The sequence below is a fragment of the Amycolatopsis sp. NPDC051071 genome, assembly GCF_040682875.1.
Lineage (GTDB): Bacteria > Actinomycetota > Actinomycetes > Mycobacteriales > Pseudonocardiaceae > Amycolatopsis.
In genome coordinates this window covers 13,807-39,198 of record NZ_JBFBBY010000037.1, presented here as the reverse complement: position 1 = coordinate 39,198, position 25,392 = coordinate 13,807, and the positions used below count along the sequence as shown (strand labels likewise).

The window sequence follows — 25,392 nt, the reverse complement described above, 5'->3', positions numbered from 1 at the left end:
ATCCTCATTCCACGGATGGTTCACGGACTCAGGTCGACCGGGGCGAGCGCGCTGAATTCGTCGCCGGGCCCCGGATTGCCCGGCGGTGTCCGGCCGCCCAGGTGGTCGAGCACACCCCAGACGGCGTTGAGCGCGGTGCTGACGGCGCCCTCGGCGAAACCGGCGGTCCAGGAGATGTCGTCGCCGCACAGGAAGAACCCGCGGCGCCGCGGATCGAGACCCCGCTGCATGAACTGGGTGAACAGCCGTCGCTGATAGCGGTACTGGCCGGGAAGGTTCGCCTTGAACGCGCCCATGAACAGCGGTTCGTTCTCCCAGGTCACCGTGATCGGATCGCCGACGATATGCGAGGTGATGTCCACGCCGGGGTAGACGTCCGCCAGCCGGGCGAGGAACACCTTCAGCCGCTGCGCCGGGGTCAGCGTGGAGACCTTCGCCGAGTCGTCGTTCCACGTGTAGGACAAGCACATCACGCCGGGGTTGCCGGGGCCGTCGTCGAACAGATAAATGCCGCGGTTGAGCCGGTCGGTCAGGGTCATGCCCATCACCGGGCGGCCGGTCGAGGGATCGATGTCGTGCCAGAACGGCCGGTCGGTGAGCACGAAAAGTTTGGACGCGCCCATGTAGTGGGTCCGCTCCACCGCTGTCCATTGTGGAGTGTCAAGGAGGTCGTGGTCGCAGTCGATGCGGGTGAGCAGCGTCCAGACGTGCGGGGTGAACACCACCGCGGGGAACGTCCGCGTCTCGCCGCTTTCGTCGGTGATCTCGATCGACTCCCCGCGACGGTGCATCGCGGTGACCCCTGGCCGTGGCGTGCCGTCGTGCAGTGACGCCAGCGACGTCCCACGCGGCCAATGGGCCATCGTGTCCGGCTGATGGGTCCAGAGCAGCCGGGGGACCTGCTGTGCCCCGCCGACGATCCGCACCTGGTTCTCGTCGGCGTCGGTGAAGACCACGCGCAGGATCTCCAGCACGGAGTTCGGGAAGTCGGTGTCCCAGCCGCCGGTGCCGAAGCCGACCTGGCCGAAGAGTTCGCGGTGCCGGAAGGACTGGAAACCGGGGGAGGAGGCGAGGAAACCGTGGAACGACTGGTCGTCGTACTCGTGCACCAGGCGGTTCCAGACCGCCTTGAGCGTGGTGATGTCCCGCCGCTGGATCGCGCCGCGCATGGTCATCAGTTCGGCGCGTTCGTGCAGTGCCTTCTCCCACGCCTCGCCGGCCTCCTGGTACAGGCCGGGCAGGTCGTCGCCGGTGCCCGCCCACTCCCGGTGCCCGTTCAGGTCGATCACGGTCAGCGGGGTGTCCTTCGCGAGCGGGTTCGGGAACGGCCGGGTCCGCAGGCCGAGGAGGTCGATGTAGTGGAAGAGCGCCCTCGCCGACATCGGGAACCGCATCGCCCCCATTTCGGCGATGGACGCAGGGTTTCCGGGGAAGGGCACCGACCGCAGCCGCCCGCCGAGCTCGGCCGCCTCGTAGACCACCGGGCGGAGACCGAGACGCAGGAGTTCGTACGCCGCCGTCATCCCGGCCACGCCGCCGCCGACGACCGCGACCGGGGTGCCCGCCCGCTCGGCCGGCAGCGTGCCGAGTCCGGCCGGATGGTCCAGCCAGTGGTCGTAGGAAAAAGGGAAGTCCGGTACGAGCATGGTGACCGGTCCCGCGTCCAGTGACGTCATCTGCTCCCTCTGGAAGGTCCGATCACGAAGGCTCTGTTCTCGCGTCATCCTGTCGGCGGCGCGACCTCCGACAAACCCCTAAGCGTCCGGCCCCGCCGCCGTTTTCCGTCGCCACCTGCGTGGTTTCCCCCGATAAAGTGGGTTAGGGGGGTAGTGGGGTGGTGAACGGCCGAACGCGCGGGTTAGCCTGCGATTCGCTGTCCGCCGAAGTGTTTGGGTGATGCGATGGAAGAGAAGACGGCTGTCGTTTTTCCCGGAATGAGCCAATCGGGATTCGCCGACGTCGGCAAATTCATGGTGCTCGACCCGTTCGCGCGGCGCAGGCTGGCCATCGCGGACGAGGTGCTCGGCTACCGGTTGCTGGACGCCCTTTACGCCGCCGGTGACGATCCCTATTCCGAGAGTGCGCAAGTCGCCTTTCTCGTCAATTCACTCGCACTGGCCGACAGGGCCACCGAAGAAATGGGCATGGTGCCCGATTTCTGCGCCGGGCCCAGTTTCGGGCAGAAAGCCGCCGCCGTGTTCAGCGGTGCGCTGGATTATCCGGAAGTGATCCGGCTGACCGCCGAATTGGCGGCCTGTGAACGCGACTACTTCGCGGCCGAGCACACCGACGTCGTGACCCTGACCGTCGTGCGCGTCGACGAGGGGAAGTTCCAGGAGTACCTGGACGGGCTGACCGCACGCGGCCGGTGGTACGACATCTCCGGGCATCTCGACGAGGGCATGTTCATGGTGTCGGTGCGGGAAAACCTGCTCGACGAGGTGAAGGCCGCGGTGAGCGGGATGGGTGGCTACTCGATGTCCGTGATGCGCCCGCCGGTGCACGCCGGCGCGTTCGCCGGACTGCGCAAACTGGCCGAGCGAGAGGTGTTCGGCCGGTACCGGATCGGCGAACCGCGGCTGCCGGTGATTTCGGATTCCGACGGTGCCGTGGTGCGTTCGGCCGCCGGGATGCGGCGGATGCTGCTCGACACCTTCGACCGGCCGATCCAGTGGCCGGATATGGTCGCCACGTTGCTGAAGTCGGACGTGCGCACGATGTACGTCACCGGCCCGGAGAACCTGTTCCGCCGGGTGAAGTGCACCGTCCGCAACTTCTCCGTCGTCGCCGTCGATCCGAAGAGCGCGCTGCGGACCATCCTGCGGCCCGCGGCGTGAGGTCAGTCCAGCTGGACTGTCGGCAGGGTGGCCAGTGTCCGCAGGCTCCGCCGCAACGCCCCGACCAGCAGCTCGGGCGAGGTCGAGTCCGGGTGCAGGACCGTCTGGAGGGTCAGCCCGTCCAGCAGCGCGGACAGCCGCAGGATCTCGACCTCGATGTCCAGCTCGTCGGGCAGGCCACCGCGTGCGATGGCCTCCTGCAGGATCCGCCGGATCAGGGTGCGGACGTACTGATGCTGTTCCTCGGCGGTGGGACGCAACTCCGGGCGGGTGCGGGCGGCGACGACGAAGGCCAGCCACGCGACCGCCTCGTCCGAGCGGGTCGGGTCGAGCGGGAGGAATTCGGCGAACAGGTCCTCGACCATCGCCTGCCTGTCACCATCCGGGCCCGCCGTGACCAGCTTGTCGACATGGGTGCCGATGCGTTCGCCGATCCGCTGGCCAAGCTCGCGCATGGTGAAGATCATCAGTTCTTCGTGGCTGTCGAAGTAATGCCGCACCGACCCGATGGCGAGCCCGGCCTCCTTGGCGACGTTGCGCAGGCTCGCGCCCTCGATACCCTCTCGGCTGACCACCCGGATGACGGCTTCGCTGACGGCTTTCCGGCGGTCCTGCGGGATCACGATCTTCGGCACGGTTGCTATTATAGCATGCCCGTGCTAAATTTGCCCCTATCCGGATCCGGCACATCATCCGCAGGGGCCTCGTCATGACCACGTCGTTCGCCGAAGGACGCCCGTGGGATCGCCCGCGCCGGCCGTGACCGCGTCGGCCGGGCTCGAACCGGAATGGTCGGTTCCCCAGCCGATAGTGAACAAGGAGACGGTCCGGTACGTCATCGTCTCGTTCCTCATCGGGCTGCTGCTTTACCTGTCGGTCAACTACCAGATCTGGACGACCGGGCTGACGGCTCCCCTGTGGCTCCGGCTGGCCGTGCTCGCCGCGGCGTCGGCGACCCAGTTGCTGCGGTTCCGGCCGGTCGCCGCGGCCATTATCTGCCTGATCCCGGTCGCGATCGACGGCGTGTTCGGCGGGACCGTCCCGGTTTTGCTGGTCTTTGTCGATCATCTGCACAGCGCGACGGTGAACGGATCGCACCGCACGAGCCGGATCATCGTGCGCTCGGTCGGCGTGGTCACCGTGGTGATCTCCGGGATCGCGGTGGTCACCTACGACAACTGGTCGGACGTCGTCCTGGTGATTCTCCAGGCCAGCGGGCTGATCCTGCCGGTGCGCTGGGCGCTCAACGTGCGCAGGCAACGGGAGTCTGCCGACGCCGAACGGCTGGGGAACCTCCAGCTGAGCCGGATGGCCGAACTGGACCGCAACGTCGCCATCGTCCGGGAACGCACCAGGCTGGCCCGGGATCTGCACGACGCCGTCGCCGGTCACCTGACCGGCATCGCCATCCAGGCCGAGGCACTGCTGACCTCGGTGGACCGCGACCCGGAGATGGTGCGCAAGATCGTGCGGCTGATCCGCGAGAACAGTGTGCTCTCACTGGCGGAGATGCGTTCGATGATCGACGTCTTGCGCGAGGACGAACCCGACCCGGCGACGTCGCCCGCGAGGCTCGGCGAGATCGACGGGCTGCTCCAGTCGGCACGAGCGGGTGGCCTGCGAGTCGAGTCCACTGTGGAGCTGAAATCCGATCCGGGTGTGCTGCCGACCGCGGTCGACCTGAGTGCCTACCGGATCGTGCAGGAAGCCCTCACCAACGCCGTCAAACACGCCCCCGGGGCGAAGGCCTGGCTGACGGTCAGTGACAGCGGCGGGCGCGTGACCATCGATTTGATCAACGAAGTCATGAAGCCGAGGGGAAGCCGGGCGGCGGCGGGGGGCGGGGTCGGCTTGGACAGCATGCGGGAACGCGCCCGGCTGCTCGGCGGATCGCTGACCGCGGGCCGATGCGAGGAAGGGTGGCGGGTGTACGCCGTCCTTCCGGGGGAAAGGGCGTTGACGTGACCACGAGAGTGCTGCTGGCCGACGACCATGTGGTCGTGCGATCGGGACTGGCGCTGATCCTCGACAGCGCGGAAGGGATCGAGGTCGTCGGCGAGGCCGAGGACGGCGGCAGCGCCGTGCGGCAGGCCAGGAAGCTCCGGCCGGACGTCACGCTGATGGACGTCCGGATGCCGGGGATGGACGGGGTCGAGGCGACCCGGCAGATCGTCGCCGAGAACCTGTGCGAGGTGGTCGTCCTGACCACCTTCGACCTCGACGAATACATCTACGGCGCGTTGCAGGCCGGCGCGGTGGGCTTCCTGCTCAAATCCGCGGACGCCACGCAACTGATCGACGCGGTGCGGATGGTCGCCTCCGGCGGCGGCGTGATCGAGCCGATGCTGACCCGCCGTCTGCTGACGAAGTTCACCACGCCGCAACCGAAACAGGTCGCGCACCACCCCGGCATCGACCAGCTCACCGACCGGGAACGCGACGTGCTCGTCCAGCTCGGCGCCGGTCTGTCCAACCACGACATCGCCCGCAGGCTGTACATCGGCGAGACCACGGTCAAGACCTACGTCTCCCGGCTGCTCGCGAAACTGGGCCTGCATTCCCGGGTCCAGGCCGCCATTCTCGCCCAGGAGATCGGGCTCGTCGCCGACTCACCCGGTACCGCCTAGGTCCCGTGAGCGGGGTCGCCGTGAGTGGGGTCTGGCGGCCGCTCGGGCAAGGGGGTCGTGAGTGGCAAGTCGTGTTCTATCGAGGGTAAGGCAAACGTGGCGCCTTCGGGCGGGGTGGGTGCCTGGGGTGGCGCGGCACCGCACTCGCGTGCTCAGAGCCGTGATTCGCGTGCTTGAAGCCGTAACTCGCGTGCTTGAACCCCGCACATCTGAGTTCGGGGTCTGAGTACGCGAGTTCCGGCTTTGAGCACGCGAGATCTGGGTTTGAGCACGCGAGTGGGTGCCGCGCCAACCCAGGCACCATGTCGCCCAGGAGTTGCGAAAGTGCCCTTCGCACACCGGCGGCCGCTCAGGCGAGGGGGTCGTGAGTGGCAATGCGGGTTCTCTTGAGGGGTAGGTCAAAGTGGGGTGACTGGGTCTCTGTCGTGAGGACTGCTTCGCCTGCTTCATGGCAGGGAGGCCTTCGCGGTGCGGTTCGGACTGGCTGACGGAGCCCGGCCGCGCCTTGGCTATCCACAAAGGACACTCCTGGTGGCCAAGTGCCCGATTTGAGCCTATATGTGCGGTTCGTGGTGGGCTCGTGAGTGATTTGGAGGGTTCTAACCCTCCAAATCACTCACGACCTTCTCCCAAATCCACTCAAAGGGCCCAAACCGGACTCTCGTAGGTTGAAGGGTGTCCTTTGTAGATAGTCATGGAGCGTCAGGTCTCCCTGACGAGTCCGCTGTCGCCGCCGAACCCGACCCGCCATGTTTGACTTTCCCCTCAATAACCCCTCTTTGCCACTCACGACCCCGGATCCGCAGCCCCGCCCCACGCCCCGCAAGTAGTCCTCTAGTTGCGATCACGCCAGACGTAGCCCGTGGAGCGAGTGGAGCGAGTGCGGAGCGGCGTTAGGGGGGACTAGGGGATGTGCGTCTGTCCTGGGCGGTCATAGCCTCGGTTTCGGCGCAATCGCTCTTCCGTCGTGCCCACCGCATACCGGAGCGCGGCTGCTGTCGGGGACTTCGCGCGGTTTCTTCCGCGTCGGCCGTCGGAAAATGGGGCGATTGATGACAGGCGAGCAGGGCGATGCGGGCGAGCGGACGAATCCGTTGGGGCGGCAGCTGGCCGAATTGTCCGAGCCGCGGCGGTTGCGGCGGCTGCTCGACCTGGTCCGGGAGACGGCGACGGACGCGCTGGCCTCGTTCGACCGGGCCGTGCCGGGGCCGATCGGTGGCGGGCGGTCGTTCGTCGAGCTGGGGTTCGACTCGTTGGCCGCGGTGGACTTTCACCGTCGGCTGACCGAGCGGACCGGGCTGGCCCTTCCGGTCGCCGTCGTCTTCGACCATCCCACGCCTGACGCCCTCGCCCGGTCGTTGCACAGTGCGTTGTTCGGCGAGACAGCGTCCGAAGAGGACGAGCAGGTCGCCAGGCACGACTCCGAGCCGATCGCCATCGTCGGGATGGCCTGCCGGTTCCCCGGTGGTGTCGGCACCCCCGCCGAGCTCTGGCGGGTGCTGGCCGAAGGTGGCGACGTGATCTCCGGGTTCCCCGGCAATCGCGGGTGGGACACCGGATCGTTGTACCACCCGGACCCCGACCATCCTGGCACCAGCACGACCCGCGTCGGCGGGTTCGTCCACGACGCCGACGAGTTCGACGCCGAGTTCTTCGGGATCTCCCCGAGGGAGGCGCTCACCATGGATCCCCAGCAGCGGCTGCTGCTGGAGACCTCGTGGGAGGCGATGGAGAACGTCGGCGTCGACCCGAAGACGTTGCGCGGCAGCCGGACCGGGGTCTACGTCGGCGTCGAGAACCAGGAATATGGGCCGCGGCTCGCCGACGCCGAAGAAGGCATGGAGGGCTACCTGCTGACCGGGACGGCGGCCAGTGTCGCGTCCGGACGGATCGCCTTCAGTTTCGGTTTCGAGGGGCCGACGGTCACCGTCGACACCGCGTGCTCCAGTTCCCTGGTCGCGGCTCATCTCGCCGTTTCCGCGTTGCGCGGCGGTGAATGCACGCTGGCGCTGGCCGGCGGCGCGGCCGTCATGTCGAGCCCCGGTGGGCTGCTGGCCTTCTCCCGTCAGCGTGGGCTGGCGGCGGACGGGCGCTGCAAGGCGTTCGCGGCGGCGGCCGACGGCACCGGCTGGTCCGAAGGCGCCGGGGTCCTGATCCTGGAGCGGCTTTCCGACGCCCGGCGCAACGGCCACCGCGTGCTCGCGGTGATCCGCGGTTCGGCCGTGAACTCCGACGGCGCCTCGAATGGCTTGACAGCGCCGAACGGTCCGTCGCAGCAACGGGTGATCCGCCAGGCGCTGGCGAACGCCGGTGTGCCCGCGTCCGAAGTGGACGCCGTGGAGGCACACGGCACGGGAACGCGGCTCGGTGACCCGATCGAAGCCGAAGCGCTGATCGCCACCTATGGCCGGGCCCGTCCGGCGGAGCGGCCGTTGCTCCTCGGCTCGGTGAAGTCGAATCTCGGGCATACGCAGGCCGCCGCCGGTGTCGCGGGGATCATCAAGATGGTACTGGCGATGCGGCACGGCACGGTGCCGAAGACCCTGCACGTCGACGAGCCGACGCCGGGCGTGGACTGGTCGGCGGGCACGGTGTCACTGGTCACCGACGGACGGCCGTGGCCGGAAGTGGACCGCCCGCGCCGGGCGGGGATCTCGGCCTTCGGTATGAGCGGGACCAACGCGCACCTGATCCTCGAACAGGCGCCGGAACCCGAACCCGAGTCCTTTGTGGACGAGAGGCCCGCCGCCGACGTCCTGCCGTGGGTGCTGTCCGGTCGATCGGAACAGGCTTTGCGGGCACAGGCCCGGAAGATGCGCGACGCGGTGGCCGGACTCGATCCGGTGGACGTCGGGCTCTCGCTGGCCGCCTCGCGCTCGCGGTTCGAGCATCGCGCGGTGATCACCGGGCCTGCCGGGGAACTGGATCGCGGCCTGGCGGCGGTGGCCTCGGGCGAGCCGGATCCCGGTGTCACCACGGGAATCGCCGACGGCGGGAAACTCGCCGTGGTGTTCACCGGCCAGGGCGCCCAGCGGGCGGGGATGGGCCGTGAGCTCTACGACGCCTTCCCGGTGTTCCGCGCCGCTTTCGACCTGGCGTGCGCGCATTTGGACCTGCATCTCGACGAGCCGGTCCGTGAGGTGGTGTTCGACCGGCCGGAGCTGCTCGACCGGACGATGTACACCCAGGCCGGGTTGTTCGCGGTCGAGGTGGCGATGTACCGGCTGGCCGAGTCGTGGGGCCTGAAGCCGGATCTGCTCGCGGGGCATTCGATCGGCGAACTCGTCGCCGCCCACGTGTCCGGTGTGCTGTCCCTCGAAGACGCGGCCGTACTCGTGGCCGCCCGTGGACGGCTCATGCAGGCGCTGCCCGAGGGCGGGGCGATGCTGGCGGTCGAAGCCACCGAAGCCGAGGTCGCCGAGTCGCTGGTGTCCGATGTGGACATCGCGGCCGTCAACGGCCCGCGGTCGGTCGTGCTGTCCGGCGACGAGCGTGCGGTCGCCGAGCTGGAGCGGAGCTGGACCGGACGAGGCCGCCGGACCCGGCGGCTGCGCGTCAGCCACGCGTTCCACTCCCACCTCGTGGAACCGATGCTCGAAGAGTTCCGCTGGCACAGCCGGGTGATGACGTTCGCCGAACCCGCCGTCCCGGTGGTGTCCAATGTGACCGGTGCGATCGCCGGTGCGGAGCTGCTCGACCCGGAGTACTGGGTCTCGCACGTCCGCCAGGCCGTCCGGTTCGGTGACGGTGTCGCCGCGATGGTGTCCGACGGCGTCACCACGGTGATCGAGTTCGGTCCCGGCGGGGTGCTGTCGGGGATGGGACGGTCGTGCACCGACGAGGCCGTCTTCCTGCCCGCGCTGCGTGCGGACCGGTCCGAGGTGCTGAGCTTCACCCAGGCGCTCGGCGACGCCCACGTACGCGGCGCGGAACTCGACTGGGACGGCGTGTTCGCCGGCCGCGGCGGTCGCCGGATCGAGCTGCCGACGTACGCGTTCCAGCGCGAGCGGTTCTGGTTGTCGGCGGGCCCGGCGCCGTCGGGTGGGCTGTACGACGTGGAGTGGGTCGAGGCCGCTTCCGGCGCCGCGAACGCGCCGGACGCCCGTGTCGTCCGGCTGGGTCGTTCCGTGGTCGAGGGTTTGGAGCTGGTGCAGCGGACTCTGGCGGGTTCCGAGCGGGTCGTGCTGGTGACCGGCGAGCTGGACGGCGCCGCGGTCCGCGGTCTGGTGCGGTCGGCGCAGGCGGAACATCCGGACCGGTTCGTGCTGGTGGAGTCGGACGTCGACCTTTCCGACGCGGAAGCGGTCCGCTTCGGCGGGCTGGGCGAGCCGGAACTGGCTGTTCGCGGTGGGCGGGTACTGGCGCGCCGACTGAAGTCTGTCTCGCCTGCCGGTGGTGTCGCCGACTTCGGTGACGGCGCGGTGCTGATCACCGGCGGTACCGGTGGGCTTGGCGCGTTGATCGCCCGGCGTCTGGTGGTCGCGTTCGGCGTGCGTGAGCTGGTTTTGGTGAGCCGTCGGGGTCCGGCGGCGCCGGGCGCCGAAGAACTGGTCGCGGAGCTGTCCGGACTGGGCGCCCAGGTCGACGTCGTGGCCGGTGACGTCGCGGATCGCGACGTCGTTCGCGAGCTGTTCGGCCGGTTCCGGATCACCGGCGTGGTGCACACCGCCGGGATCGTGGACGACGGTGTCGTCGGTGCGTTGACGCCGGAGCGGGTCGAGGCGGTGATGCGGCCGAAGGCGTCCGCGGCCCAGTTGCTGCACGAGTACGCCGGGGAGGTGTCGGCGTTCGTGTTGTTCTCGTCGTCGGCGGGTCTGTTCGGTGACGCCGGGCAGGCGAGTTACGCGGCGGCGAACAGTTATCTGGACGCGTTGGCGATGCGTCGTCGGGCCGAAGGGAAAGCGGCGACCTCGATCCAATGGGGCCTGTGGGACCAGGCCACCGGGATCACCGGGCACCTGACCGACGCCGACCTCGCACGCATCCGCCGTTCGGGAATGTCGCCGTTGTCCACCGAAACCGGGTTGCGGTTGTTCGGTGCCGCGGTGTCGAGTGGTCTGCCCGTGGTGGCGGCGATGAACCTCGACGAGGCGGCGATGGCCGGGCACGCGGGCCCGTTCCTGGCCGGATTCGCCACCAAGAAAGAGAAAACCGTCGCGGAGAGTCCGATCAGGACTTACGACGACGTGCTGGCGGTGGTGCGCGCGCAGGCCGCGGTGTCGCTGGGCCACGCCTCCGCCGACGCGGTGGCGGCCGAAAAGGCGTTCAAGGACTTGGGATTCGACTCGCTCACCGCGGTCGACCTGCGTAACCGGCTGAACACCGCGACCGGGCTCAATCTGCCGACGACGCTGGTGTTCGACTATCCGACGCCGCGCCTGCTGGCGGAATTCCTGATCACGGAGCTGAACGGCACCAGCCAGGATGTCGCCGACGTGCCCACCGTGACCGTCACCGGTGACGAGCCCGTGGCCATCGTCGGGATGAGTTGCCGGTTCCCCGGGAACGTGGCGTCACCCGAAGACCTGTGGCGTCTGCTCACGGCCGGAGCCGACGGGATCTCACCGTTCCCGGCCGATCGCGGCTGGGATCTGGACGGCCTGTTCGACCCGGACCCCGAGCGGTACGGCAGCACGTATGTCCGCGAGGGCGGCTTCCTGCACGACGTCGCCGACTTCGACACGGACTTCTTCGGTATCTCCCGCCGCGAGGCGCTGGCGATGGATCCGCAGCAGCGCCTGCTGCTGGAGACGTCGTGGGAGGCGCTGGAGAGCGCGGCGATCGACCCGGATTCGTTGCGGGGCAGCCGGACCGGGGTGTTCGCAGGGGTGATGAGCTCGGACTACTTCCCGAGCCTGCAGTCGGTACCCGAGGAGCTGGAAGGCTATCTGAGCACCGGCATGTCCGGCAGTGTCGCGTCCGGCAGGGTCGCCTACGCGCTGGGCTTCGAGGGGCCCGCGGTTTCGGTGGACACGGCTTGTTCGTCGTCGCTCGTCGCGTTGCATCTGGCGGCGCAGTCGTTGCGGCGTGGTGAATGTGGCCTCGCCCTGGCCGGTGGTGTGACGGTGATGGCAAGCCCGGATACCTTTGTGGACTTTTCCCGGCAACGCGGCCTGGCCCCTGACGGGCGCTGCAAGCCGTTCGCCGACGCGGCCGACGGCACCATCTGGGGTGAGGGTGCCGGCCTGCTCCTGCTGGAGCGGCTGTCGGACGCCGAGGCCAACGGGCACCGGATCCTGGCCGTGGTGCGGGGTTCGGCGGTGAATCAGGACGGCGCGTCGAACGGTCTGACAGCACCGAACGGGCCTTCTCAGCAGCGGGTGATCCGGCAGGCGCTGGCGGACGCCGGTGTCGCTGCCGCGGACGTCGACGTGGTCGAAGCGCACGGAACCGGTACGCGGCTGGGTGATCCGATCGAGGCGCAGGCGTTGCTGGCCACCTACGGCCGGGACCGGACCGGGAGCCCGCTGCTGCTGGGTTCGGTGAAGTCGAATATCGGGCATACGCAGGCCGCCGCCGGTGTCGCGGGCATCATCAAGATGGTGCTCGCGATGCGGCATGGCGTCCTGCCGAAGACGTTGCACGTCGACAAGCCGTCGAGTCAGGTCGACTGGTCGGCCGGTGCGGTCGAGTTGCTGACCGAGAAACGGGGCTGGCCGAGCGTGGATCGGCCGCGCCGGGCGGGGGTGTCGTCGTTCGGGATCAGCGGGACGAACGCGCATGTGATCATCGAGCAGGCCGAGCCGGAAGTGTCCACTTCGGACACTGCGGTCGTCTCGACGGACGTCGTTCCTTGGGTGCTGTCGGCGAAGTCCGAGGCGGGGCTGCGAGCACAGGCGACGCGGCTGACGTCGGCCGCGGATCCGGTGGATACCGGTCTGTCGCTGGCTTTGTCGCGGTCCCGGTTCGAGCACCGTGCCGTGATCACCGGCGACATGCCGGAAGCGCTGGCGGCTTTGGCGGTAGGGGAGGCCCATCCCGCGCTGGCACAAGGGACCGCGGTCGCGGGCAAACTGGCCGTGGTGTTCACCGGACAGGGCGCGCAGCGACTCGGTATGGGAAGTGAGCTGTACGAGGCGTTCCCGGTGTTCCGGACCGCCTTCGACGCGGTGTGTGCGGAGCTGGACCGGTATCTACCCGAGCCGGTCCGGCAGGTCGTCTTCGAACGGCCGGAACTGCTGGACCGGACGATGTTCACCCAGGCCGGGTTGTTCGCCGTCGAGGTCGCGTTGTTCCGGTTGGCCGAGTCCTGGGGGCTGAAGCCCGATCTTCTCGCCGGGCATTCGATTGGTGAGCTGGCGGCCGCGCACGTCGCCGGAGTGCTGTCGCTCCCGGAGGCCGCGAAGCTGGTGGCCGCACGTGGTTGTCTGATGCAGGCTTTGCCCACGGGTGGGGCGATGCTGGCGGTCGAAGCCACGGAGGCCGAGGTTGCCGACGCGCTGGTGTCCGGTGTGGACATTGCCGCGGTCAACGGCCCGACGTCGGTGGTCGTGTCCGGTGATGAGGCCGGGATCGCCGAGCTGGAAGGCATTTTCGAGGGTCACCGGATCAAGCGTTTGCGGGTGAGCCACGCGTTCCACTCGCACCTGATGGAACCAATGCTGGACGAATTCCGTGCCGTGGCACGGGAACTGACGTTTCACGCGCCGAAGATCCCGATCGTGTCCACCGGTGACGTCCGCGATCCGGAGTATTGGGTTTCCCATGTGCGCCAAGCCGTCCGGTTCGCCGACGGTGTCGCGGCGATGGTGGCCGACGGCGTGACGACGGTGATCGAGCTCGGCCCCGGCGGTGTGCTTTCGGGCATGGGTCAGGCTTGTACGGACGACGTGGTGTTCCTTCCCGCGCTGCGCACCGATCGCCCGGAGACGGCGGCATTCACGCAGGCGCTCGGTCAGGCGCATACGCGGGGTGTCGAACTCGACTGGACCGGGGTCTTCGCAGGCCGCGGGGGGCGGCGGATCGACCTGCCGACGTACGCCTTCCAGCGTGAGCGCTTCTGGCTGGGCAGGCAGGCGGGTACCGGCAGGCCGGGTGAGCTGGGACAGGCCGCCAGCCCGCATCCGCTCGTCGGCGCCGTCGTCGACCTGCCGGGATCGGGTGGGGTCGTGCTGACCGGCAGGCTTTCGTCGGCCACACAGCCCTGGCTGACCGGCTCGTCCGGTGGTGTCCTCGTCGAACTGGCCATCGCGGCCGGGGACCACTTGGGCTTCGACCTCGTCGAAGACCTCACGATCGAGACCCCGTTGCCGAACCCCGATCGGCCGGTCGACCTGCGGGTGGTCGCCGAATCGGGTGGCAAGGTCGCGGTCTACTCGCAAGCAGGCGACGAGCCCTGGAGCCGGCACGCGACAGGACTGCTTGGCCGGGCGACGCGCACGGAGACACCGCGCGATGCCGAGACGGTCACCGAGATCGCGCTGGACGAGGGCGTGAAACCGGACGGCTTCGGCATCCATCCGTCCCTTGTGGACGGCGTCGCAGCCTTGGCGGGAAGCCCGGTGCGCTGGAAGAACATCGTGTTGCGTACCTCGGGTGCGACAGTCGTTCGCGCGGGCTTGACCGCGACCGGGCCCGGCGACTTCTCCGTTGTGCTCACCGACGAGTCCGGTGAGGTCGTCTTCTCCGCGGATTCGCTGACAGTGGGGACCCATACGCCGACGGTGTCCGGTGGCGAGGTGCTCACCACCCAGTGGCGTGAAATCGCACCGCCTACGCCTGGCACGGCGGAGGTCCTGCGTTTCGAGCACGGGGAAGGCTCGCCGAGCGCCGTGGCCGCGCAGGCCCTGGAACTGGTCAAGGACAAGCTGTCCGGAACCGGCAGGCTGGTCGTGGTGACCTCGGATCTGAACGGTGCGGTGCTCCGCGGGCTGGTGCGCGTGGCGCAGGCCGAGCATCCCGGCCGGTTCGTCCTGGCCGACACCGGCCCGGGCACCGAGGTCTCCGACGAGTGGCTGGCCGGACTCGCCGAACTGGATGAGCCGGAACTGGCCGTGCGTAACGGAAGGGTGTTCGCTCGACGGCTGAGCAGGGTGACGGCGTCCGCCGGCGCCGCCGACTTCGGCGACGGTGCCGTCCTGGTGACCGGTGGCACGGGCGGGCTCGGCGCGCTGGTGGCAGGCAGGCTGGTCGCCGGGCACGGTGTCCGGGAGCTCGTCCTGGTCAGCCGGTCCGGTCCGGACGCGGCCGGTGCCGCGGACTTGACGGCGGAGCTGACCGCGGCGGGTGCCACGGTCCGGATCGTCGCCGCCGACGTCGCGGATCGCGCCGCGGTGCGAGACCTGTTCGCCCGCTTCCGCATCACGGGTGTGGTGCACACCGCCGGCGTGGTCGACGACGGCGTGCTCGAATCGCTCACGTCCGAGCGGATCACCAACGTGCTCGCGCCGAAGGCCGACGCGGCCTGGTACCTGCACGAATACGCCACGGACGTCGCGGCCTTCGTCCTGTTCTCTTCGGCGGCCAGCGTATTCGGTGACGCCGGACAGGGCAGCTACGTGGCCGCGAACGCCTACCTCGACGCACTGGCCGAACACCGGCAAGCACTGGGCCTGCCGGCCACGTCACTGCAGTGGGGATTCTGGGCACACCGCAGCGGGATCACCGCGGGTCTGACGGACGCGGATCTGGAACGCTTGGCACGCAAGGGAAGCCTGCCGCTGGAGACCGGCGACGCGCTCTCGCTGTTCTCCTCGGCGGTCGGGCGGCCGGAACCGGTACTCGCCCCGATGCGCATGGACTTCTCGGCCCTGCGGACGGCGCCGGAGGCCTCGCCCCTGCTCCGTGAGCTGGTCACCAGGCCGGTGCGGCGGAGGGCGGGCACGCGTGCGCCGGTGTCGACGTTCGCCGAGCGCGTGGCCGCGGCCGCCCCCGCCGAACGCACGGGTCTGGTGTTCGAACTGGTCCGGGCGCAGGTGGCGGTGGTCGTCGGGGGAACGGCGGACGCCGTCGAACCGGGCCGCGCGTTCAAGGAGCTGGGTTTCGACTCGCTGACCGCGATCGACCTGCGTAACCGGCTGACCGCCGCGACCGGCCTGAAACTGCCAGCCACCCTGGTGTTCGACTACCCGAGCCCGCTGGCGCTGACCGGGTTCCTCATCACCGAACTGGTGGGGGAGCCCGCCGAGGTGCTCGTGCGGGCCGGGGTCACGGCGACCGACGAGCCGATCGCGATCGTCGGCATGAGCTGCCGTCTGCCCGGTGGCGTGGCGTCCCCGGAGGAGTTGTGGGATCTCCTCGCCGAAGGCCGCGACGGGATCTCGCCGTTCCCGGCCGATCGTGGCTGGGATGTCGAGGGGCTGTTCGACCCGGACGCGGAGCGGCGGGGGACGACCTACGTGCGTGAGGGCGGGTTCCTGCACACCGCGGCCGGATTCGACGCGGGCTTCTTCGGGATCTCGCCGCGTGAGGCGCTGGCGATGGATCCGCAGCAGCGCCTGCTGCTGGAGACGTCCTGGGAGGTGCTGGAGAACGCGGGGATCGACCCGGTTTCGTTGCGGGGCAGCCGGACCGGCGTCTTCACCGGCGTGATGGCCACCGACTACTTCCCAAACCTGCGCTCGGTTCCCGAAGACCTGGAAGGTTATCTGAGCACCGGCACGTCCGGCAGCGTGGCGTCCGGCCGGGTGTCCTATGTGCTCGGTCTCGAAGGACCCGCCGTGTCGGTGGACACCGCCTGCTCCTCGTCGCTTGTCGCACTGCATTGGGCCGTGCAATCGTTGCGGCGTGGCGAATGCGACCTCGCGCTCGCCAGTGGCGTGACGGTGATGGCCAGCGCGGAGACCTTTGTGGACTTCTCCCGGCAGCGTGGCCTGGCTACTGACGGGCGCTGCAAACCGTTCGCGGAAGCGGCCGACGGCACCAGCTGGGGTGAAGGCGTCGGCGTCCTGCTGGTGGAGCGGCTGTCGGACGCCCGCGCCAAGGGGCACCGGGTCTTGGCCGTGGTACGGGGTTCGGCGGTGAATCAGGACGGCGCGTCGAACGGTCTGACCGCACCGAACGGGCCTTCGCAGCAGCGGGTGATCCGGCAGGCGCTGGCGGACGCCGGGGTCACGGCCTCGGACGTCGACGCGGTGGAAGCACACGGCACCGGGACGACACTGGGTGACCCGATCGAAGCCCAGGCGCTGCTCGCGACCTACGGCCGGGAAAGGGCGCCGGAGCGTCCACTGTGGATTGGGTCGGTGAAGTCGAACATCGGGCACACCCAAGCCGCCGCCGGTGTCGCGGGGATCATCAAGATGGTGCTCGCGATGCGGCACGGCGTCCTGCCGAAGACACTGCACATCGACAAGCCGTCGAGTCACGTCGAATGGTCTGCCGGTGCGGTGGAGTTGCTGTCGGAGCCGCACGCGTGGCCGTCGGTGAACCGGCCGTGGCGTGCGGGTGTGTCCTCCTTCGGGCTCAGCGGCACGAACGCCCATGTGATCCTGGAGCAGGCCCCGGAACCGGAGACGGTGCCCGAGACCGCGGCCCCGGCCGAGGTCGTGCCGTGGATCCTCTCGGCCAAGTCCGAACGGGCTTTGCGGGCGCAGGCGGCGAAACTGGGCTCGGCCGCCGGCCTCGACCCACGCGACGTCGGTCTCTCGCTGGCGGCCCGGTCCCGGTTCGACCACCGGGCCGTACTCACCGGCACCGGCGACGAGCTGCGGCGGGGTCTTGCCGCGCTGGCGACAGGGTCTCCCGATCCGGCGGTCGCCGAGGGGGTCCGGGTGCCGGGCAAGGTGGCCGTGGTGTTCACCGGCCAGGGCTCCCAGCGGCTGGGGATGGGACGGCGGCTTTACAAGGTTTTCCCGGTCTTCCGGGACGCCTTCGACGCTGCCTGTGCCGAGTTAGACGGACATCTCGACGTGCCCGTGCGGGACGTGGTCTTCGAACGTCCCGACCTCCTGGACCGGACGCTGTACACACAGGCCGGGCTGTTCGCGGTCGAGGTCGCGTTGTTCCGGCTCGCGGAATCCTGGGGGTTCGTCCCGGATCTGGTCGCCGGGCATTCGATCGGTGAGCTGGTCGCGGCCCACGTCGCCGGGGTGCTCTCGCTGGCCGACGCGGCGGCGCTGGTGGCCGCACGTGGCAGGCTGATGCAGGCGCTGCCCGAAGGCGGGTCGATGCTCGCGGTCGAGGCCACCGAGGCGGAAGTGATCGAGACCCTGCTGCCGGGCGTGGACATCGCGGCCGTCAACGGCCCGCGTTCGGTGGTGGTGTCCGGTGACGAGGACCGGGTGGCCAGGGTCGGCGACCTGTGGAGCGCGCTGGGTGTCCGGGTACGCCGTCTCCGGGTCAGCCACGCGTTCCATTCGCACCGGATGGAGCCGATGCTGGCCGCGTTCCGGGCCGTCGCGGCGAGCCTGACCTTCCACGAGCCGTCGATCCCGGTCGTGTCCAACGTGACCGGCGCGATCGTCACCGACGCGCTGACCGACCCCGAGTACTGGGTTTCCCATGTCCGGCAGCCGGTTCGCTTCGCCGACGGGGTGGCCGCGATGGTGGCCGACGGTGTCACCACGGTCGTCGAACTCGGCCCCGGCGCCGTCCTCTCGGGGATGGGGCAGTCCTGCACGGAGGACGCGGTGTTCCTGCCGGTGCTGCGTCCCGAGCGCCCCGAGGTGGCCGCCTTCACGCGGGCGCTGGGGCAGGCACACGTCCGGGGCGCGAGCCTGGACCCGGCCGGGATCTTCGCCGGCGCACGGAAGGTCGACCTGCCCACCTACGCCTTCCAGCACGAGCACTACTGGCTTCCCGTTCCCACCGGCGCCGCCGACGTCACGGACTTCGGCCTGACCACGATCGACCACCCGGTCCTCGCGGCGGTGATGACGGTTCCCGGTACCGAGACCGTGGTGGCGACCGGATCGCTCGCGCGACCGCCGTCGGACGGACCGGGACTGCTCGTCGACCTCGCGGTCACGGCGGCCGACCACGCCGGACGCGCTCGGGTTGCCGAACTCGACGTCGAATCGCCGATGGTGGGCAACGCGATCGCGGTACGCGTGGTGATCGAGCCGGACCACCGGATCGCCGTCTACTCGCAGGACGCCGACGAGTCCTGGATCCGGCACGCGACCGGTCTGCTCGGCACGGAAGCCGGACCGGTACCTGACGGGCAGGTCGCATGGCCGCCGTCCGGTGCCGTGCCGGGTGGCACGGGTGTCTGGCGCCGCGGCGACGACGTGTTCGCCGAACTGGCCTTGTCCGGCGACGAGGAGCACGCCGCGTTCGGCCTGCACCCCGAGCTGCTCGACGCGGTGGCGGACCTTGTCGGGATCCCCGTCGGCTGGCGCGGGATCCGGCTGCACCGGACCGGGGCGACCGCGGTCAGGCTGGCCTTGACCACACTGGGAGACGGCCGGTTCTCGCTGGTGATCGCGGATCCGGCCGGGTCCCCGGTGCTGACCGCCGACGCCGTCACCGTCGGCGAGTACCCGAACCCCGCCGTCCGCGCGCACCGGTCGCTGTTCCAGCTCGACTGGACCCCGGTCACGTTGGACGGCAAGGTTTCCGCGCCGTACGAAACCATCCGGCTCGCACCGGCGGACTCGCCGGGTGAAGCCGCCCGGCAAGCGCTGCTCCTGGTCCAGGAACGGCTGGCGGGCGCCGACGAGACGCCGCTCGTGCTGATCACCCGAGGCGCGGTGGCGACCCGTCCCGGCGAGGACGTCACCGATCTGGCGAACGCACCGGTGTGGGGCCTCGTGCATTCCGCGCAGAACGAGCATCCGGGCCGGTTCGTGCTCGTCGACACCGACACAGCCGACGTTTCGGCGTCGACGCTGGCGGCGATCGTCGCCTCGGGTGAACCCCGGCTCGCCCTTCGTGGCGGGGTGGCCTCGGTGCCGCGTCTGGCCAGGGCTCCCCGGCCCGCCGCCGGGCCGCGGCCGGTGCTGCCGGCGCACGGGACCGTCCTGATCACGGGTGCGACCGGACGGCTGGGTGGGCTGATGGCCCGGCACGCCGTCGCCGAGCACGGTGTCCGGCGGTTGCTGCTGGTCAGCCGGAGTGGGCGGGACGCGGCCTCGGCGGCCGGACTCGAAGTGGATCTGGTCGCGCTCGGCGCGGACGTCACCTTCGCCGCTTGCGACGCGGCGGACCGGGACGCGCTGGCCTCGGCCCTCGCACTCGTCCCCGCCGAACATCCGGTGACGGCGGTGATCCACACCGCCGGGGTGCTCGACGACGGAACCGTCACTTCCCTGACGCCGCGACGACTCGCCGACGTGTTACGGCCCAAGGTGGACGCGGCGCTGAACCTGCACGAGCTCACCGGCGACCTGACCGCGTTCATCCTGTTCTCGTCGGCGGCGGGGGTGTTCGGTGAGGCCGGACAGGGCAACTACGCGGCGGCGAACGTCTTCCTCGACGCCCTTGCCCAGCACCGGCGTGCGCGAGGGCTGGCGGCGACGTCGATGGCCTGGGGTTTCTGGGACGAGCGCAGCGGCCTGACCACCCATCTGTCCGAACAAGACCTGCGGCGGATCGAACGGGGTGGCACCAAACCACTCTCGACCGAGGAAGGTCTTGAGCTCTTCTCGCTGGCCGCCGCGTCGGATCGCGCCGTCCTCGTGCCCCTCTCGCTGGATCTGACGGCGTTGCGGGCGCCGGTACCGGCCTTGTTGCGTGGCTTGGTGCGGGCGACGGTCCGGCCACGGGCGGCGAGCGGCGTCACTCAGCACGAGGGTTCCTCGCTCGCGCGAAGCCTGCGTGAACTGTCCGATGTGGACCGGATCACAGCCGTGCTCGACGTGGTGCGGCAGCAGGCCGCGATCGTGCTCGGCCACGCCACGGCCGACGCCGTCGTCGCGGACCAGGCGTTCCAGGAACTGGGCTTCGACTCCTTGACCGCCGTCGAGTTCCGCAACCGGCTGGCTGGCGCCACCGAGCTGACCTTGCCGTCGACGCTGGTCTTCGACTACCCGACACCGGCGGCGCTGGCGGCACATCTGGTCGCCGAGATCACCGGGGACGCCGCGCCGGTCGACGGTCCCGTCGTGGCGGGCGCCGCCGACGATCCGATCGCGATCGTCGGGATGAGCTGCCGGTACGCGGCCGGGGTGGAGTCGCCGGAAGACCTGTGGCGACTGCTGACCGAAGGACGCGACGGGCTCGTCCCGTTTCCCGCCGATCGTGGCTGGAACCTGGCCGAACTCGTCGATCGCGAGTCCTCCAGAACGGGGACGAGCTATGTCGACGTCGGCGGTTTCCTGCGTGACGCCGGTGCTTTCGATCCCGGCTTCTTCGGGATCTCACCGCGTGAGGCGGTGGCGATGGATCCGCAGCAGCGGTTGCTGCTGGAGGCGTCGTGGGAAGTGCTGGAAAGTGCGGGGATCGATCCGGTTTCGTTACGGGGCAGCCGGACCGGGGTGTTCGCCGGGGTGATGAGCTCCGACTACCACCCCGCCGGTGGTTCGGCACCCGACGACCTCGAGGGCTATCTGGCGACCGGGAACTCCGGCAGTGTGGCATCCGGCCGAGTGTCCTATGTGCTCGGTTTCGAGGGGCCGTCGGTTTCGATCGACACCGCTTGCTCGTCTTCCCTGGTGGGGTTGCACTGGGCCGTGCAGTCCTTGCGGCGTGGTGAATGCACGCTCGCGCTGGCCGGTGGGGTGACGGTGATGGCGAGTCCGGACACCTTTGTGGACTTCTCGCGCCAGCGTGGCCTGGCTCCCGACGGCCGGATCAAGCCGTTCGCCGAAGCGGCGGACGGCACCGGCTGGGGCGAGGGCGTCGGCCTGCTGTTGCTGGAGCGGTTGTCGGACGCGCGGGTGAACGGTCACCGGGTGCTGGCCGTGGTGCGGGGTTCGGCGGTGAACTCCGATGGCGCGTCGAACGGGTTGACGGCGCCGAACGGTCCGTCGCAGCAGCGGGTCATCAAGCAGGCGCTGGCCGACGCCGGTGTCGTGCCCGGCGAGGTCGACGCCGTCGAAGCCCACGGGACGGGAACCCGTCTCGGTGACCCGATCGAGGCGCAGGCCTTGATCGCGACCTACGGCCAGGATCGTCCGGCCGAGCGGCCGTTGCTGCTGGGTTCGGTGAAGTCGAATATCGGGCATACGCAGGCCGCCGCCGGTGTCGCCGGGGTCATCAAGATGGTCCTCGCGATGCGGCACGGGCTGGTGCCGAAGACGCTGCACGTCGATGAGCCGTCGAGCCATGTCGATTGGTCCGCCGGTGCTGTTTCGCTGGTGACGGAGCCGTCGGCTTGGCCAGAGGTGGACCGGCCGTGGCGGGCCGGGGTGTCGTCGTTCGGGCTCAGCGGCACGAACGCGCACGTGATCCTGGAGCAGGCGCCGGAAGCCACGCCGGAGGTGGCGGAACCGGTCGTCACGACGGACGTCGTGCCGTGGGTGCTTTCGGCCAAGACCGAGCCGGCGTTGCGGGCGCAGGCGAAGAAACTGTGTGCGACGGCGGCCGGTCTCGACCCGATCGATCTCGGCCGGTCACTGGCCGCGCGGTCTCGGTTCGAGTACCGGGCGGTGATCACCGGAGAGCTGGACGCGTTGGCCTCGGGCGAGACGCCTGTCCGACGGACCGAGACCGGCAAGCTCGCGGTCGTTTTCACTGGTCAGGGTGCTCAGCGGCTCGGGATGGGACGCGAACTCCATGTAGCCTTCCCGGTGTTCCGGGACGCCTTCGACGCCGCGTGCGCCGAACTGGACCGGTATCTGGACGTGCCGGTGCGGACCGTGGTGTTCGAGCGGCCGGAGTTGCTGGATCAGACGGTGTTCACGCAGGCCGGGTTGTTCGCGGTGGAGACGGCGTTGTTCCGGCTGGCCGAGTCTTGGGGTGTGAAGCCGGACTTCGTCGCGGGGCATTCGATTGGTGAGCTGGCGGCGGCGCATGTCGCCGGGGTGCTGTCGCTGGCGGACGCCGCGACCTTGGTGGCCGCACGTGGTCGTCTGATGCAGGCCTTGCCCACGGGTGGGGCGATGCTGGCCGTTGAAGGCACGGAAGCCGAGGTCGCCGACGTGTTGGTGTCCGGTGTGGACATTGCCGCGGTGAACGGTCCGACGTCGGTGGTGGTCTCCGGTGACGAGGCCGCGGTTGCGTTGGTGGAGAAGGCTTTCGAGGGTCGTCGGGTCAAGCGGCTTCAGGTGAGTCATGCGTTCCATTCGCACTTGATGGAGCCGATGCTGGCCGAGTTCCATGCTGTGGCGAAGAGCCTGGAGTTCCACGCTCCGAAGATCCCGGTGGTATCGACCGGTGACGTTCGCGATCCGGAGTATTGGGTTTCTCATGTGCGCCAGGCGGTTCGGTTCGCGGACGGGGTGGCGGCGATGGTGGCCGACGGGGTCACGACGGTGATCGAGCTCGGTCCTGGTGGCGTGTTGTCGGGGATGGGTCAGGCTTGCACGGACGACGCGGTGTTCTTGCCCGCGCTGAGGTCCGGCCGGTCCGAGGTGGCGACGTTCACCCAGGCGCTGGGCGAGGCCCACGTTCGCGGTGCGGAGCTGGACTGGGCCGGGGTGTTCGCGGGCCGTGGCGGGCGCGAGATCGAGCTGCCGACCTACGCCTTCCAGCATGAGCGTTTCTGGCTGGCACGCCAGGGCGGAGCGGGGGAGCCCGCCGCGCTGGGGCAAGCGGTGAGCCCGCATCCGCTGGTGGGTGCCGCGGTGGAACTGCCGGACACCGGCGGTGTCGTGCTGACCGGCCGGGTTTCGGCGTCGACCCATCCCTGGCTGACGGGGACCACCGTATTCCTGGAACTCGCGATCGCGGCCGGTGATCACGTCGGTTGTGACGTGGTGCGCGACCTCACGATCGAAGCACCGCTGGTTATTCCCGCGGATGCCGCCGTCGATCTGCGTGTCACCGTCGGAGCGTCCGAAGAGGACGGTCGTCCGGTGCGCGTACATTCGCGGGTCGCGGGGCAGCCGTGGATTTCCCACGCCGCCGGACATCTGGGTGACGGGAACCTCGCGGCAGTGGTGGACGGTGACGCCGACGTCATCGAAGCGGCGCTGCCGGAAGAGCTGGACGGCAGCGCGTTCGGGTTGCATCCCGTCCTGCTCGACCAGGTGCTCGGCACTTCGGTGGCCTGGCAAGAGGTCCAGCTGCACGCGGGCGGCGCGACAGCAGTGCGTGCCAGGCTTTCGCCTCGCCCCGACGGGGACTTCGCGCTCTTGATCACGGACGAAACCGACGAGCCGGTGCTCTCCGCGGCGGGCGTCCGCATCGGTGCACTCGCGACCGCCGTGAGCGGGGTGCACGACTCGCTGTTCCGCGTCGTGTGGACCGAAGTACCCGCGACCGCGTCCGACGACGATGCCCGGATCGTCCGGCTGGAGCCGGGACGCACGATGGCCGAGGCCACCCACCAGGCGCTCGAAATCACGCAGTCGTGGCTGACCGGCGACAGCGAAGAGCGGCTGGTTCTGGTCACCACTTCCGCGGTGGCGGCGTCGCCGTCGGAGGACGTCGGCGACCTGTCCGGTGCGGCGGTGCACGGGATGATCCGCTCGGCCCAGGCGGAGAACCCGGACCGGCTGATCCTCGTCGACGTCGACGATGCCGCCGTCCCGGACACGCTGGTGCGTAAGGCCGCCGCGACCGGCGAGCCCGAACTGGCCGTACGCGACGGTGTCGTGCTGGCCCGGCGGCTGGCGTCCGTGCCGAAGTCGGCGGAGACCGAGCCACTGCGTATCCCCGCCGACGGGACCGTGGTGATCACCGGAGGCACCGGCACACTCGGCGGGCTGGTCGCCCGGCATCTGGTCGGCCACCACGGTGTCCGGGATCTGCTGCTGCTCAGCCGTCGCGGCCCGGACGCCGACGGCGCCACCGAACTGGCCGCCGAACTGGCCGGTCAGGGCGCCAGGGTGACCATCGAGGCCTGCGACGTCTCCGACCGGGCGGAGCTGGCCAGGGTGCTCGCCGAGCATCCCGTCTCGGGTGTCGTGCATACGGCCGGTTCGCTCGACGACGGCGTATTTGGTGCGATGACGCCGGAGCGGCTGGACTGGGTGCTCGGCCCCAAGGCCCATGCCGCGCTGCACCTCCACGAACTGACCGGCGACTTGTCGTTGTTCGTGGTGTTCTCTTCGGCGGCGGCGTTGTTCGGGGAGGCCGGGCAGGCCAATTACGCGGCGGCCAACGCGTTCCTGGACGCGCTGGCCCAGCATCGGCGGGCCAACGGCCTGGCGGGGACCTCGTTGCAGTGGGGATTCTGGGAACAACGCACCGGGATGACCCAGGAGCTCACCGAAGCCGACGTCGAGCGCCTGCGGCAGGCCGGAATGCGGCCCTTGCCCACTGGCCTCGCCTTCGACCTGTTCGACGTCGCGTGCGGCCGGCCCGAGGCGGTGCTCGCGCCGGTCGGGCTCGACCTCGGCACGCTGGCGACCCACGACGCCGGGCGGTCTTCGTTCCTGCGCGGCCTGATCCGGGCACCCCGGCGCCGGGCCGCCGCCGAAAGCAAGTCCGTGCGGTCCTTGGCGGACCGGCTGGCGGAGCTTTCGCCGGACGAACAGCGCGCGAGCGTGGCGGAACTGGTGACAAGGCAGGTCGTGGCGGTGCTCGGCCACCGGGACGACAGCGCCGTCCGCCACGGGAGTGCGTTCCGGGACCTCGGTTTCGACTCGCTCACCGCCGTCGAACTCCGCAACCGGCTGGTCGAAGCGACCGGGCTGCGGCTGCCCACCAGCCTCGTCTTCGACTACCCGAGCCCCGAAGAACTCGCCAGCCATCTCCGGTCACGGCTCGTCGTGGATGACGACGCCGCGGACGGCTCGGAGGAAGGCCGGATCCGGGCGGCGCTCGCCGGGATCCCGGTGGCGAGGCTGCGTTCCGCCGGTCTGCTCGACCTGCTGCTCGACCTCGCGGCCCCGGAGGGGCGCCCTTCCTCGGCCGAGCCGTCGGAAGAGATCGACGCGATGGAAACCGACGACCTGATCCGGCTGGCACTCGGCAACTCCGGCCACTGACCACCACCTGGG

Annotated in this window: 6 protein-coding genes; 4 read left to right on the top strand and 2 right to left on the bottom strand. The window is 69.8% G+C overall.

Annotated elements, in window-relative coordinates; translation table 11 throughout:
- Positions 1-20: 20 nt before the first annotated feature.
- Complete coding sequence (locus AB0M65_RS15025; protein WP_364027103.1) at positions 21-1,676, bottom strand: NAD(P)/FAD-dependent oxidoreductase; 1,656 nt, start codon at positions 1,674-1,676, stop codon at positions 21-23.
- Positions 1,677-1,901: 225 nt separating this feature from the next.
- On the opposite strand from AB0M65_RS15025, the gene AB0M65_RS15020 reads away from it, so the two are divergent.
- On the top strand, positions 1,902-2,837 hold the full coding sequence (locus tag AB0M65_RS15020; protein ID WP_364027100.1) for an ACP S-malonyltransferase: 936 nt from the start codon (positions 1,902-1,904) through the stop codon (positions 2,835-2,837).
- A 2-nt stretch (positions 2,838-2,839) separates the two neighbouring features.
- Here AB0M65_RS15020 and AB0M65_RS15015 read toward each other — a convergent pair whose 3' ends face one another.
- Complete coding sequence (locus tag AB0M65_RS15015; RefSeq protein ID WP_364027097.1) at positions 2,840-3,472, bottom strand: TetR family transcriptional regulator C-terminal domain-containing protein; 633 nt, start codon at positions 3,470-3,472, stop codon at positions 2,840-2,842.
- Between the two features lie 103 nt (positions 3,473-3,575).
- Between AB0M65_RS15015 and AB0M65_RS15010 the strand changes: the two genes are divergently transcribed.
- The 3 genes from AB0M65_RS15010 to AB0M65_RS15000 all read left to right on the top strand — a co-directional run bounded on the left by AB0M65_RS15010 (position 3,576) and on the right by AB0M65_RS15000 (position 25,380).
- Positions 3,576-4,802, top strand: coding sequence for a histidine kinase (locus AB0M65_RS15010; protein WP_364027094.1), 1,227 nt, complete (start codon positions 3,576-3,578; stop codon positions 4,800-4,802).
- Positions 4,799-5,464 (top strand): response regulator transcription factor, encoded by a 666-nt coding sequence (locus AB0M65_RS15005; protein ID WP_364027091.1) that lies wholly within the window; start codon positions 4,799-4,801, stop codon positions 5,462-5,464. The genes AB0M65_RS15010 and AB0M65_RS15005 overlap by 4 nt, the downstream gene beginning before the upstream one ends.
- A 1,052-nt stretch (positions 5,465-6,516) precedes the next feature.
- Positions 6,517-25,380 carry an SDR family NAD(P)-dependent oxidoreductase gene (locus AB0M65_RS15000; protein WP_364027088.1) on the top strand — a complete coding sequence of 6,288 codons (18,864 nt, stop codon included), beginning with the start codon at positions 6,517-6,519 and terminating at the stop codon, positions 25,378-25,380.
- Positions 25,381-25,392: the final 12 nt, after the last annotated feature.

Excerpts from the sequence above, each read along its gene's own strand:
- AB0M65_RS15020 (WP_364027100.1), top strand. The coding sequence starts at position 1,902 with ATGGAAGAGAAGACGGCTGTCGTTTTTCCCGGAATGAGCCAATCGGGA.
- AB0M65_RS15025 (WP_364027103.1), bottom strand. The coding sequence starts at position 1,676 with ATGACGTCACTGGACGCGGGACCGGTCACCATGCTCGTACCGGACTTC.
- AB0M65_RS15000 (WP_364027088.1), top strand. The coding sequence starts at position 6,517 with ATGACAGGCGAGCAGGGCGATGCGGGCGAGCGGACGAATCCGTTGGGG.